This window comes from Vibrio hepatarius (assembly GCF_018860525.1).
GTDB lineage: Bacteria > Pseudomonadota > Gammaproteobacteria > Enterobacterales > Vibrionaceae > Vibrio > Vibrio hepatarius_B.
The window spans coordinates 1-13,765 of record NZ_JAHKPM010000061.1 but is presented as its reverse complement, the minus strand read 5'-3'; the positions used below and the strand labels follow the sequence as shown (position 1 = coordinate 13,765).

At 41.5% G+C, this 13,765-nt stretch carries 9 protein-coding genes and 1 pseudogene; 9 read left to right on the top strand and 1 reads right to left on the bottom strand.

All coding sequences use genetic code 11. The features are described from left to right. Positions 1 to 46 precede the first annotated feature (46 nt). Both recB and recD read left to right on the top strand, forming a co-directional pair. On the top strand, positions 47 to 3,631 hold the full coding sequence (gene recB, locus KO511_RS17660) for an exodeoxyribonuclease V subunit beta (protein ID WP_252724437.1): 3,585 nt from the start codon (positions 47 to 49) through the stop codon (positions 3,629 to 3,631). 10 nt (positions 3,632 to 3,641) lie between these two features. Next, a complete protein-coding gene (recD, locus tag KO511_RS17655; RefSeq protein ID WP_215988723.1) occupies positions 3,642 to 5,747 on the top strand; it encodes an exodeoxyribonuclease V subunit alpha in 2,106 nt (701 codons plus the stop codon). A 31-nt stretch (positions 5,748 to 5,778) separates the two neighbouring features. Here recD and argA read toward each other — a convergent pair whose 3' ends face one another. Further along, entirely contained in the window at positions 5,779 to 7,104 is a 1,326-nt protein-coding gene (gene argA, locus KO511_RS17650; protein ID WP_215988722.1) for an amino-acid N-acetyltransferase, read from the bottom strand. A gap of 201 nt (positions 7,105 to 7,305) precedes the next feature. Here argA and mltA point away from each other — a divergent pair, with 201 nt between their 5' ends. The 7 genes and pseudogenes from mltA to KO511_RS17615 all read left to right on the top strand — a co-directional run. Next, entirely contained in the window at positions 7,306 to 8,406 is a 1,101-nt protein-coding gene (gene mltA, locus KO511_RS17645) for a murein transglycosylase A (RefSeq protein ID WP_215988721.1), read from the top strand. A gap of 86 nt (positions 8,407 to 8,492) precedes the next feature. Then, complete coding sequence (gene tcdA / locus KO511_RS17640; RefSeq protein ID WP_215988720.1) at positions 8,493 to 9,299, top strand: tRNA cyclic N6-threonylcarbamoyladenosine(37) synthase TcdA; 807 nt, start codon at positions 8,493 to 8,495, stop codon at positions 9,297 to 9,299. Positions 9,300 to 9,322: 23 nt separating this feature from the next. Beyond that, on the top strand, positions 9,323 to 9,757 hold the full coding sequence (gene csdE / locus KO511_RS17635) for a cysteine desulfurase sulfur acceptor subunit CsdE (RefSeq protein WP_215988719.1): 435 nt from the start codon (positions 9,323 to 9,325) through the stop codon (positions 9,755 to 9,757). Positions 9,758 to 9,924: 167 nt separating this feature from the next. Then, complete coding sequence (locus KO511_RS17630; RefSeq protein WP_215988718.1) at positions 9,925 to 11,049, top strand: bifunctional tRNA (adenosine(37)-C2)-methyltransferase TrmG/ribosomal RNA large subunit methyltransferase RlmN; 1,125 nt, start codon at positions 9,925 to 9,927, stop codon at positions 11,047 to 11,049. A gap of 321 nt (positions 11,050 to 11,370) precedes the next feature. Continuing rightward, positions 11,371 to 12,399: a cytoskeleton protein RodZ gene (gene rodZ, locus KO511_RS17625; protein WP_215988717.1), complete on the top strand. Its 1,029-nt coding sequence runs from the start codon at positions 11,371 to 11,373 to the stop codon at positions 12,397 to 12,399. A gap of 8 nt (positions 12,400 to 12,407) precedes the next feature. Continuing rightward, on the top strand, positions 12,408 to 13,526 hold the full coding sequence (gene ispG, locus KO511_RS17620) for a flavodoxin-dependent (E)-4-hydroxy-3-methylbut-2-enyl-diphosphate synthase (protein WP_215988716.1): 1,119 nt from the start codon (positions 12,408 to 12,410) through the stop codon (positions 13,524 to 13,526). A gap of 31 nt (positions 13,527 to 13,557) precedes the next feature. Continuing rightward, a pseudogene (locus KO511_RS17615) lies at positions 13,558 to 13,765 on the top strand (ATP phosphoribosyltransferase regulatory subunit); the annotation flags it as partial.

Here is a 13,765-nt window from a genome sequence, read left to right as displayed (position 1 = left end):
TTAAAAAATTGTGACATCTGCTTCAATAGCCATATCGCTCAATACCATGACTTTCCCATTGCACGGTGCTCGTTTAATTGAGGCCTCTGCCGGAACAGGTAAAACCTTCACTATTGCAGGGTTGTACCTGAGGTTACTACTTGGACACGGCAGTACAAAGGCAAAGCACCAGCAGCCACTGACAGTAGATCAGATATTAGTGGTAACCTTTACCGAGGCCGCTACCGCTGAGTTGCGCGATCGTATTCGAACGCGTATTCATGACGCGAGAATTGCATTTTCTCGTGGCGACAGTACGGATCCCGTTATTGAACCCCTATTACATCAGATTGACGATCACCAACAAGCTGCCGAGATTCTTTTGCAGGCAGAAAGGCAGATGGATGAAGCGGCGGTTTATACGATTCATGGTTTTTGCCAGCGTATGCTTACCCAAAATGCATTTGAATCTGGTAGCCGGTTTAATAACGAATTTATTACCGATGAAAGTCGCCTTAAGGCTCAAGTAGTGGCTGATTATTGGCGACGTAACTTTTATCCATTACCACTTAATTTAGCAGGAGAAGTTCGCCGTATTTGGCACTCACCTGTTGAGTTGCTAAGAAAAATAAGCCCTTATTTGACAGGGTCGCCGCTGCGAACTTCAGTACCTGCGATGCAAGGAAGCTTAATTGAACTTCACACTGAAAATCTTAGAAAAATTGACCAGCTAAAAGCGCTTTGGCGTTCAGGCCAACAGGACTATCTCACTTTAATTAGTGGATCAGATATTAATAAGCGCAGCTACAGTAAAAAGTCTTTGCCTACTTGGCTTGAAGCTATTGATTTCTGGGCATCGACAGAAACGACAGGCTATGACTACCCAGACAAGTTGGAAAAGTTTGCCCAGAGTGTGCTCGATGAGAAAACCCTTAAAGGTGATGGGCCGAGCCATCCGGTATTTGCTGCAATTGATGAGTTTATTCTAAGCCCTATAAACTTAGAAGCCCCCATACTGGCACACGCGATAGAAAAGTGCCGAGAAATGTTATCTAAAGCTAAGCAACAGAAACAATGGCTATCGTTTGATGATTTACTCACCCAGCTTTCGGCTGCCATAGATGATGACGCGACAGATCAACTTACTGAGCGTATACGTTTGCTATATCCGGTTGCGATGATCGATGAGTTTCAAGATACCGATCCGCTTCAATACAGTATTTTCAGTCGTATCTACCTTAACTCACCACAGTGTGGCTTATTTATGATAGGCGATCCTAAACAGGCCATTTATGGATTTCGTGGTGCCGATATTTTTACTTACATCAAGGCTCGTAATCAGGTTTCTTCCCATTTTACCCTTGGGACTAATTGGCGATCGAGTGAAGATATGGTTTGTGCGGTTAATCAGTTGTTTGTTACTCCGAAGCATCCATTTATATACGATGATGACATTCCCTTTTTACCAGTAAATGCAAGTCCAGATGCTGATAAACGCCGCTGGCTACTGCATGGCCAGCCTCAACCTGCTTTGACTTTCTGGCTACAAGAGACGGAGGATAAACCCATCTCTAAAGGCGAATATCAGCATGCAATGGCACAGGCATGTGCACAAGAAATTCATGATATTTTATCGGCAGCGCAGCAAAATAGTGCGGTATTTGATGATGGGAAATCTCGACATAGCATTCAAGCTGGAGACATAGCAGTATTGGTAAGGACGGGTAGTGAAGGCCATATTATCAAGCAAGCTTTGGCAACTAAGGGCGTTGCTAGTGTCTATCTTTCTAACCGTGATAATGTGTTTACCTCAGTAGTGGCAGAAGATATACAACGCTTGCTTCAAGCTGTGTTGACACCAGAAAATGAGCGATCCCTTAGAGCGAGTATCGCTTCTGAAATATTTGCCTTGGATGCCGCTTCATTAGACAAGCTCAATAATGATGAAATTGAGTGGGAAAATATCATTAATGAGTTTAAACAATACCGACGTTTGTGGATACAGCGTGGTATTTTGCCCATGTTACGAAGCGTTATGAGTAAAAGGCACATTGCTGAACGTTTATTGGAAGAAGATAATGGTGAACGCTCGCTTACGGATTTTATGCATATCGGAGAACTACTCCAACAAGCGAGTTTGGAACTAGATAGCGACCACGGCCTTTTGCGTTGGTTAGCCCAATCAATATCAGATGCGCATACTGGGTTTGGTGCTAGTGAAGAGCAGATTAAGCGCTTGGAGTCAGAACGAAACTTAGTGCAAATTGTCACTATCCACAAATCTAAGGGGCTTGAATATGATCTGGTTTTTTTGCCATTTGTGTTGAATTATCGTCAAGCTAGCGAAGCAAAATACTACGATAGTCGATTGGATCAAACCATTCTCGATATTACAGCGCAAGAAGTATCACTCCAGCAGGCTGACAAAGAAAGATTAGCGGAAGATTTGCGACTAATCTATGTTGCACTTACGCGAGCTATTTATGGATGTTTTATTGGTATGGCACCGATTCGAAATGGTCGTTCTACGAAGGAGCCAACAGGGGTACACCATAGCGCTATGGGTTATTTGATCCAAAATGGCCAGCAGGGAGGCGTTACTGAATTGACTACTGCACTTGAGCAGCAAGCGAATAAATTACCCAGTGTACAGCTGATGTCCTTGCCCGAAAGTAGTGATGTAAAGCTTGTGATGAGCTCACCAGAGAATGTTCAATTAAGTGCGAGTGAGCTGCAAACTGATATTGATCGCAACTGGCGTATCACTAGTTATTCAGGGTTAGTTAAGCAAGGTTATAGTCATCATTTTGATGATGCTCCGACCGATATACTGATTTTAGATGTTGATTCCTCTGATGATCAACAAGGTGAAGAATTATTTGAGCCAGAAAAGAGTATCTTCACTTTTCCTAAAGGAGCGAGGCCTGGTACTTTCCTCCACACTTTGTTTGAAGAAGTAGAATTTACTGAGCCTGCCACAAGTCAAGCCAATACAGAGATTATGGCTGATTTGATGGAGAGTGAGCAGCTAGATCCTGCTTGGCTGCCTGTATTGCAGACTTTAGTTGATACAGTTTTAGATACCCCCTTAGATGGTAAACAACTCAAACTTAATCAAAAGCAAGTATCTCAACGTCTTGTTGAAATGGAGTTTTTGTTACCGATTGAAATACTTACCGCACCTGCACTAAATCGGGTTATTCAACGGCATGATCCTTTATCTGCTAAAGCTGGCGATCTAGGATTTCATTCTACACAAGGTATGCTTAAAGGATTTATTGATTTGGTATTTGAGCATCAAGGCAAATATTTCATACTCGATTGGAAATCCAATTTCCTTGGTAATAACCTAAGTGATTATCATGGGGATGCTCTAAAGGACGCAATGGCTGAGCATCGCTATGACCTGCAATACCAAATCTACGCTTTAGCATTACATCGTTTTTTACGTTCCCGTTTGCCTAGCTATGATTACCACTCTCATTTTGGTGGTGTTTATTATTTATTTTTGCGCGGTATGGATGGGGAAAGTGAACACGGAATCTTTTATGCTCGACCTACATTGGAGTTTCTACAAGATTTAGATAGTTTGATAGAAGGGCGATCCATAGAGCCAAAGCAAACTAGCTCAGGGCAGATTGAGTTAATATAGGATCCTAACCATGCAAAATCTGTTTTTATCTCTTAAATCTTTGGTTGAAAAGGGAATGATACGACAAATTGATTATCAATTTTCCCGATTTATTCGCCAACAAGGCCAAGACGACAATGTGGCTTTTATTGCCGCTATTCTGAGCTGTGAATTGGGCAAAGGCCATATTTGTTTACCTTTGTTAGACCGCTATGGCCAGCCGTCTGATTTGGTCGCTAAACTGGGTATATATGGCGACCTGGCTCATCAGCTCAATCAAGTGTTGCAAAAGATAGATTGGCTGAAAGTATTGGACAATGCCACGTTAGTTGGGGAGCCGGAACAGACTTCACCTATGATTTTTGATGGTGAAAGGCTTTACCTTCACCGTTATTGGCATTATGAAATGATGTTAGCAAAGCGTTTGAATAGCTTTGGGTTACCTATGAACCTAAAGACTACTAATGTTAAAGTGCTCACTCAGTTACTGAATCATTTATTTGCCAGAAATTATCGCTATCTCTTTAATTCTTTAGTTTCGGCTCAATCTGATGGTAGTTCAACGCAGGTGATTAGACAGCAACTTGTTTGCGATCATCTTGATATTGTTAGCGGTGAGTTACTTGATTGGCTCACCATAGACCAAAAGCTTCTCAGTGTATCTAAAATAGAGCAGCTTAACGTCCTAGATGATTTGGTGCCCTTGTCTGTTTGTGTTAATTGGCAAAAGGTTGCAGCTGCTGTTGCCTTGACGCGTCGCTTTACTGTTATTTCTGGTGGCCCTGGAACGGGCAAAACGACTACCGTTACTAAATTACTTGCTGCATTGAGTGTACAGGCTCAGCAGGTAAATGAAGTGCCGGTTATTAAACTGGTTGCCCCTACGGGTAAAGCGGCGGCACGTTTGACTGAATCTATAGGTAAAGCGGTGGCTGAGCTTCCGGTTGAACCGAGCTTGAAAAGCCTTATACCTACTGGCGCGAGTACTTTACACCGTTTGTTAGGCTCTGTACCAAATAGTGCCGATTTTCGACATAATCAACAAAATCCTCTGCACCTAGATATTTTGGTTGTCGATGAGGCCTCTATGGTTGATTTACCCATGATGTATAAGCTGGTAGATGCCTTACCCAAGCATGCACGTTTAATACTTCTGGGTGATAAAGATCAGCTCGCATCTGTAGAAGCCGGGGCAGTATTAGGTGATATTTGTTTATTTCACCAACACGGATACAGTTCTGAACAAGCTAAAATAATAAGTCAATTAACGGGCTATGAATCCCTTATTAATACATCTGATAGAGCAGTCACAATTGCAGACAGTTTGTGCATGTTACAAAAAAGCTACCGCTTTGATGCTCGTTCTGGGATTGGTCAATTTGCTAAGGCAATCAATTCAGGATCAATGACAAAAGTTGACTTAGTTTTGCAAAAGGATTTTGATGATATCGCTAAATTTCCTGTCGATAGCCATCATTATAGTCAGATGATTCAAACCTTGGTCCATGAGTATAGTCACTACTTAAATCGTGTCGAACAGGTAGCCGAAAATGTTGTTCTTGATAAAGTAGGTACTATTCACGATACAGCAAAAGAAGCACTACAACTTTTTTCTAAGTGCCGCTTACTTTGCGCTGTGCGCGAGGGAGACTTTGGCATTGTCGGGCTAAATCAGCGTATAGAGCGCGGATTAAAAATTCGTAAATTGATTAAGACACAAGATGAGCTTTGGTACCATGGTCGTCCTGTTATGGTTGTGCGTAATGACCACGCTTTAGGTCTATACAATGGTGATATTGGATTGTGTTTGCTCGATAACTCAGAGGGAGTAGAAAGACTAAAAGTATTTTTTGAATTGCCTGATGGTTCAATCAAAGCGGTATTGCCAAGTCGAGTGCCAGAACATGAGACGGCTTATGCAATGACCATTCATAAGTCTCAAGGAAGTGAGTTTGAACATACTATCGTGGTATTGCCACCTGAATATACCCCGCTTTTGACGCGTGAACTTATCTACACAGGGGTGACGCGTGCTAAGCATCGCCTGAGCTTATTTGTTGATGATAGGGTTATGGCTCGAGGAATTAAAATTCGCACTCAAAGAGCCAGTGGCATAGTTAAGCGTCTTTCATTATGATGCTTTTAAGTTATTGATTTTAATTTTTAAATCAAAGTTCAATCGCTAATATTTTCGATTTTCGTTGATAGTTGTAGAGGTTTTTTTTATGTGAGGGTAAAAACTCGACCGACATTTCCTGAAAACCCTGCTCGCGAAACCAATGAATGCTGCGAGTAGTAAGGACAAAAATATGTTTTATACCTTGAGCTTTGGATTGTAACTTGATGTGTTTAAGTAATAGAACACCACGGTTACCTTCCCTGTATTCTGGATGAATGGCGACACAGGCCATTTCTGCCATTTTTTCATCCGCGTACGGATAAAGCGCGGCACATCCGATAATTAATCCGTCTTTTTCAATGATAGTGAATTGGTGTATCTCTTGTTCTAATTGTTCTCTTGAGCGTCTGACCAGTACACCTTGTTGTTCAAGGGGGTGAATTAAATCCAAAATACCACCAATATCATCAATGTGGGCTTGGCGGACTTGTTCTGTACTTGCTTTAGAGATTTGAGTGCCTATTCCATCGATAGAAAAGAGCTCTTGAATCAGCGCCCCATCAACTTTGTAACTAATTAAGTGGCTACGAGGTACCCCTGAATTACAAGCAGTTGTTGCCGCTTTTAAAAAACGCGTTGTTCCGGAGGAGTTCTGATCTTCTTGCTCTAGTTTGAGAAGAAATTGTTCGGCATCGCGCGGAAACAGCTCAGCTACAGCTCTGCCTTCACAGTCTATAACGCCTTGTTCAGAGCAGAAGCAAATCAGTTTATCTGCATTAAGCTTGATGGCAACTTGAGTCGCCACCTCTTCGGAAAGTAGATTGAATGATTCCCCCGTTACGGAACCTACTATTGGCCCTAGAAGAACGATAGAGCCCTGATCTAAGGCTCGATTAATACCTTGTGTATCTATTCTCCGAATACGGCCACTATGATAGTAATCAATGCCATCATCTATACCCAGTGGTTGAGCAGTGACAAAATTACCACTGACAACGTTGAGTTGAGTACCAGCCATTGGCGTGTTGCTAAGGCTCATTGAAAGCTGAGCGGTAATCGCTAATTGGAGCTGACCGGCGGCCTGCATGACAACATTCAAAGTTTGTTGATCTGTTACGCGAATCCCTTTGTAGTATGGGCTCTTATGATTAGCCTGTTCAAGTAATTGATTTATCTGTGGTCTGGCGCCATGTACGACCACAATATTGACACCTAAACTATGGAGTAGGGCAATATCATTGATGATATTTGAAAAATTCTCGTCTGCTACGACTTCGCCACCAAGCATAATAACCATGGTTTTGCCTCGGTGTGCGTTCACATAAGGAGCTGATTGACGAAACCCTTTGACTAATGCGGTATTACGAATTTTCATAACTGTTATTTGTTTGAATTACTATGTTTTAATAATGCATTTTTATTCTTTTTCTATCAAGGTTTTTGTGACTAAAAATATGATAATCTTTTAGGTAGGTTTGTCAGGAATTATTAAAAATGGCTTTGGTAGCAATATCCTTGATTGCGCTAATCGCTTGAGTTTGTCATCCTATTTGCAGTTCAATAAGGAATCATTCTCGTGCTTAAAAAATATCTTCCTCTTGTTGCCGCCAGTGTTTTGTTAGGTTGCGCACAGCCCAAGGATCGTGCTCAGCAATATGTTGATGGTGAATTTGTCTCCATACTTAATAAAAGTACTATTATCGAATCGAATAAACCGAAGGATTTTACAAAGTTTGCAAAGCAATCAGAACAAGTGACTGAAAACTCACCATCGATGACCAGTCTATATCAACCGCTGTACGAAAAATTAAATGAATGGGTTTTACAAAGTGGTGACCCTGCTCAATTGGCCAATTTTGGTGTTCAAGCTGCCCAGTTAGGTGGCGGAGATAAAAAGGGTAATGTTTTATTTACGGGATATTTCTCACCAGTAATGGAATTACGTCATGAGCCAAATGAGACATATCGATATCCCGTTTACGCAAAACCAAATTGTGAGGTTGATTGTCCAACACGTACGCAGATTTATGATGGCGCCTTAGAAGGTCTGGGACTTGAATTGGGTTATTCAGCCAATATGATTGATCCATTTATGATGGAAGTCCAAGGAAGCGGCTTTGTCCACTTTGAAGATGATACATTAGAATACTTTGCTTACGGCGGCAAAAACAACAAAGCCTATGTCAGTATTGGTAAGGTGCTGATTGAAAGGGGCTTAGTATCTCGTGAAAAAATGTCACTTAAAGCGATAAAAGAGTGGGTGCTAGCTAATGATGACCAAACTGTACGTGAGTTGTTGGAGCAAAATCCATCTTATGTGTTCTTTGAACCTAGAGCCGATGCGCCAGTGACGGGGACTGCTGGTATCCCATTGTTACCTATGGCTTCTGTCGCGGGTGACCCAGCAGTTTTTCCAATGGGAACGCCAATTCTTGCGGAAGTCCCATTATTAAATGCAGATGGTAGCTGGAGTGGAGCACATCAATTGCGTTTACTTATTGTTCTAGATACTGGTGGTGCAGTAAAGCAAAACCATTTAGATCTATACCATGGAATGGGCCCTAGAGCCGGTACAGAGGCAGGGCATTACAAGCACTTTGGTCGTGTGTGGAAGTTAGGATTAGAAAACTCAGCAACTCAGGCTCCTTGGGCTTTACCACCTGAAAAATTAGAATAGTCTGCGTTGGCTAGACTTTTTATCAAAGAGTGCGTATAAAACGCACTCTTTGTATTTTAACCCCTAATCTAGCGGAGGAGAGCACCATGCGTGAACTTGATACACCTGCTTCAGACAGTTATGACCAACGGTTTGGTGGAACTCGGCGTCTTTATGGCGATTCACAAGTCGAAATTCTTCGCGCTGCGCATGTATGTGTGATAGGTATTGGGGGAGTCGGATCGTGGGCTGTTGAGGCATTGGCACGCACAGGGGTTGGTCAATTAACATTGATCGATATGGACGATGTTTGTGTCACCAACATAAATCGACAAATCCATGCAATGAATGGCAATATTGGTCAGAGTAAAATTGAAGTGATGGCTGAAAGAGTCAAGCTTATTAATCCTGACTGTCAGGTTAATTTGATCGATGATTTTATTACGCCAGACAACCAGCATGAATATCTAACTAAAGACTTTGATTATGTCCTTGATGCTATCGATAGTGTTAGGGCGAAAGCTTCATTGCTTGCTTATTGCCGAAGCAATAAGATTAAAGTAATTACAATAGGAGGTGCTGGGGGGCAAGTCGACCCAACTCAGATTCAAGTTGCGGATCTGACCAAAACAATCCAAGATCCGTTGGCAAAAAAAATGAAAGATACCTTGCGGCGTCATCATAACTTCCCTCAAAACCCACAACGTAAATTTGGCATTGAGTGTGTGTTTTCAACAGAGCAGTTGAAGTACCCACAGCCGGATGGAACAGTATGCAATACGAAATCAACAGCTGAGGGGCCTAAGCGTATGGATTGTGCGAGTGGTTTTGGAGCAGCAACGGTTGTGACTGCTACTTTTGGTTTTGTCGCCGTTGCACGTATTGTGGAAAAGCTGATCCAAAAGTTCAGCTAATCATCTTTTAGTTTGGAGGCCCTATGTCACCTTTTCCTTACTCGCCTTTTGGTACAGAGATTCTCATACACGATATTGTTTCAACCATGCAGGGATTGAAAGGATGGGAAGAACGATATCGCCAAGTGATTCTTTGGGGAAAATGTCTGCCTGAAATGCCTAATGAGCTAAAGTCTGAGCAAGTTAAAGTCACTGGCTGTGAAAGTCTAGTTTGGTTAGTTAGTACCAATATTAATGGTTTTTGGTATTTTTGTGCGGATTCAGATGCTCGTATTGTAAGAGGACTGATTGCACTGGTATTAACCCCTTTTGATGGTAAAACATCACAGCAAATTCAAATGTTTGATATTGACGGATTCTTTAAAGAATTAGGCCTTGTCTCTCATCTCAGTCCATCGCGTGGAAACGGATTGAAAGCTATCGTAGAACAGATAAAACAGATCACATTTGAAAAGTAGCAAGCAACTTTTAATCAGAAACTTTTCAATAATGGAAATAGTATAAAATTTAATCAAAGTAATATTAATGATTTATATAATACAGGGTGTTAGAGCCCTTGTTGTTGTTGAGTAAAGGCTGTACAATTCGCGCCCTTAATTAATGTTACGTTGTTTCGTGAGGCTCCATGAACACTGAAAAAATCAATCTACTTGACTTTGACCGTAAAGGGATGCGTAAACTGTTTGCTGAAGAACTTGGTGAAAAAGCATTTCGTGCCGATCAAATAATGAAGTGGATTTACCATTTTGGTGTCGATGACTTCGAAAATATGAGCAACATTAATAAAAAATTGCGTGAAAAGCTCATGCACCGTTGTGAAATTAAAGCGCCGATTGTAGCCGAAGCTCAGCACTCGTCAGATGGTACGATAAAATGGGCAATGAAAGTCGGCGATCAAGATGTAGAAACGGTTTATATCCCAGAAGACGATAGGGCAACCTTATGTGTATCCTCTCAAGTGGGATGTGCGCTCGAATGTAAATTTTGTTCTACAGCACAACAAGGCTTCAACCGTAATCTAAAGGTATCTGAAATTATTGGTCAAGTTTGGCGTGCTGCGCGTGAAGTTGGCTTAGAAAAAGATACAGGCCGACGCCCAATTACTAACGTTGTTATGATGGGAATGGGAGAGCCTCTACTTAATATGAAAAACCTCATCCCAGCACTCGAGCTCATGCTTGATGATCTTGGCTTTGGTTTATCTAAACGTCGAGTAACGGTATCTACTTCTGGTGTTGTCTCTGGCCTTGATAAGATGACTGGGCAAATAGATGTTGCACTAGCGATTTCACTTCATGCTCCGAATGACAAGTTGCGTAGTGAAATTATGCCGATTAATGATCGTTGGGATATTGAGGACTTTCTAGCATCAGTTCGCCGTTACATCGCTTCATCTAACGCTAATCGTGGTAAAGTGACAGTTGAGTATGTTTTGCTTGACCATGTTAATGATGACATGGAACATGCCCGTGAACTTGCTGAGTTACTTAAAGACACACCATGTAAAATCAATCTTATTCCATTTAATCCTTATCCTGGTTCACCTTACAAGAAACCAAGTAACTCAAGGATAGACCGTTTCCAAAAAACGCTAATGCAATATGATAATACTGTAACTGTACGTAAAACCCGTGGTGATGACATCGATGCGGCTTGTGGCCAGTTAGTGGGTGATGTTATCGATCGTACTAAGCGTACCGCGACTATTCGTGCCGCAAAAGGTGAAACGATAGCCGTTAAGGCCGTTTAAAAAAGATTGCTTTGGATACGAAGCCAGAGCTTTGCTCTGGTTTTTTTTAAACTGATTGAGCTAAATAATGTCAAAATATAGAAAAACCTTGAGCTAGTTGTGAATTATACGTGTTTTCTATGTTGTTTCATCTCTGATATCTATTAGAATTAAACTTTAGTGCTTTAGGAATAATATCCCTAAGATTTATGTGAAGTACTTTATACATTTTGGTGAGGGCTTTTCCTCAAAATATAAGATTCTCGTTCAAGGCTGTACAACTAACGATAAATAACGAATGTGCATTTGGAATAGAATCCTTCAAAAAGAGACGTTTATAAAATGAGTGCTGAACAAACACCCCTGATAGACGAAGAGAAAAAAGTTGAAGCGGGTACGATTTTAAAGCAAAGACGTGAAGAACTGGGTCTGACATTGGAGCAGGTCGCTAGTCGGCTGCGTCTTCGACGTGCAATTATCGAAAATATCGAATCAAATCAGTTTGAAAGTGAGCAAGTTGCTACTTTCACACGCGGTTATCTGCGTTCGTACGCACGTGTCGTTGGTGTAGAAGAATCTGTTGTTTTGTGCGCTCTGGATGACAATGGAGAAGCTCAACATCAAGAGCATGAAATGCAAAGTTTTTCCCAAAAAACTAATCAAGAGAGACATGATAATCGAATAATGGTCCTGACATGGGGTATTTGTGCTGTTATTGTCAGTATTTCTTGTGTTTGGTGGTGGCAGAATCAAGAAAAAACAGCGGTTGAGTTAACTTCCGTAACTGAGCAAGAAAAGAAAATAGAACAAGAATTAGCAGAGAACAATAAGTTGGACTTTGCAGCAGTTGAACCTGAGCCCTTGTCTAATGCTAAGCAAGAAGAGTCAGACATTGTAGAAACACCACTAGAAGATGTAACTACTCAAGTTGCGAATTCTGCTGTAGAGCCTATTCAAGTGGCTGAAAATATTGAACCATTTGAAGAGCCGACAATAGTTCAGCCAGTACCCTCGAATAACCCTGCTACACCAGACTCAACACCTACAAGCAACGTTTCTGAGACGGCAGACAATCTCTTGAAGGTAGACTCAGAAGTATCGTCTAAGCCAGAGAAGCCGACCACTTCCATAGTGGCTAACTTACTTGAAATGTCTTTTCGCGATGATTGTTGGATTCAAGTTAAAGATGCTACTGGTAAAACGCTTGCGACTGGTATCAAGAAAGCTGGTCAAGGTATACAGCTAACAGGTAACCCTCCTTACAAGGTTATTTTAGGGGCGCCGGAAAATGTATCTATAACATTATCAAGTGAACCTGTTGACCTTTCTGGGTATACTTCTGGTAAAGTAGCAAGATTCACCTTACCTTAGAAATCATTATGCAATACCAATCTCCTATAAAACGTCGTCCATCTACTCGTATTTATGTGGGTGATGTACCCATCGGCGACGGAGCTCCAATAGCTGTACAGTCGATGACTAATACAAGAACAACAGATGTTGAAGCAACTGTTGCGCAAATTAAATCATTGGAAAATGTTGGTGCTGATATTGTACGAGTATCCGTGCCGACTATGGATGCTGCGGAAGCTTTTAAACTCATAAAGCAACAGGTATCTGTACCATTAGTTGCCGATATTCACTTCGATTACCGTATTGCTCTGCAAGTTGCAGAATATGGAGTGGATTGTTTACGCATTAACCCCGGAAATATTGGTAAGGAAGATCGTATTCGGGCGGTTGTTGATTGTGCGCGTGATAAAAATATCCCAATTCGAATCGGTGTCAATGGCGGTTCATTAGAAAAAGATATTCAAATGAAATATGGTGAGCCAACGCCTGAAGCTTTGGTGGAATCAGCCATGAGGCATGTGGATATCCTAGATCGCCTTAATTTCGATCAGTTTAAGATCAGCGTGAAGGCATCTGATGTTTTTCTCGCCGTAGATTCATACCGTTTGCTTGCAAAAAAAATTGATCAACCTCTTCATCTAGGGATTACAGAAGCGGGCGGAGCACGTGCAGGGGCTGTGAAGTCTTCTGTTGGTCTTGGGATGCTGTTAGCTGAAGGAATCGGCGATACTTTGCGTATCTCTCTGGCCGCAGATCCAGTTGAAGAAATTAAAGTAGGTTTTGATATTCTTAAGTCATTGCGTATTCGCTCGCGAGGAATAAACTTCATTGCTTGTCCGAGTTGCTCTCGACAGGAGTTTGATGTCATTAACACGGTTAATGCATTAGAGGAACGCCTTGAGGATATTATCACGCCAATGGATGTTTCGATTATTGGCTGTGTGGTTAATGGACCGGGTGAGGCTGAGGTATCCCATCTCGGTCTTGCCGGTAGCAATAAAAAAAGTGCTTTTTATGAAGATGGTAAGCGCCAGAAAGAGCGTTTTGATAACGACGATCTTGTTAACCAATTAGAAGCAAAAATTCGGGCTAAAGCTTCTGTCATAGATGTTCAAAATCGCATTGATGTTAAAGTCGAAGATTAAGCTCAAGGTCACCTAAATTACGGTAAATATTGTGGTAAAAAAAATTCAAGCAATTCGAGGCATGAATGATTGTCTTCCAACTCAGTCAGCATTGTGGCAAAAGTTAGAAAATTCAGTAAAGAAAGTGATCAGTGCATATGGTTATACTGAAATGCGTATGCCAATTGTTGAGATGACACATTTATTTAGTCGAGCAATCGGTGAAGTTACCGATGTGGTTGAAAAGGAAATGTACACTT

What these genes read in the sequence shown, in the direction of transcription:
- recB (WP_252724437.1), top strand. Translation starts at nt 47, where the DNA reads ATGACTTTCCCATTGCACGGTGCTCGTTTAATTGAGGCCTCTGCCGGA.
- argA (WP_215988722.1), bottom strand. Translation starts at nt 7,104, where the DNA reads ATGAAAATTCGTAATACCGCATTAGTCAAAGGGTTTCGTCAATCAGCT.
- ispG (WP_215988716.1), top strand. Translation starts at nt 12,408, where the DNA reads ATGCAATACCAATCTCCTATAAAACGTCGTCCATCTACTCGTATTTAT.
- tcdA (WP_215988720.1), top strand. Translation starts at nt 8,493, where the DNA reads ATGCGTGAACTTGATACACCTGCTTCAGACAGTTATGACCAACGGTTT.
- recD (WP_215988723.1), top strand. Translation starts at nt 3,642, where the DNA reads ATGCAAAATCTGTTTTTATCTCTTAAATCTTTGGTTGAAAAGGGAATG.
- KO511_RS17630 (WP_215988718.1), top strand. Translation starts at nt 9,925, where the DNA reads ATGAACACTGAAAAAATCAATCTACTTGACTTTGACCGTAAAGGGATG.
- csdE (WP_215988719.1), top strand. Translation starts at nt 9,323, where the DNA reads ATGTCACCTTTTCCTTACTCGCCTTTTGGTACAGAGATTCTCATACAC.
- rodZ (WP_215988717.1), top strand. Translation starts at nt 11,371, where the DNA reads ATGAGTGCTGAACAAACACCCCTGATAGACGAAGAGAAAAAAGTTGAA.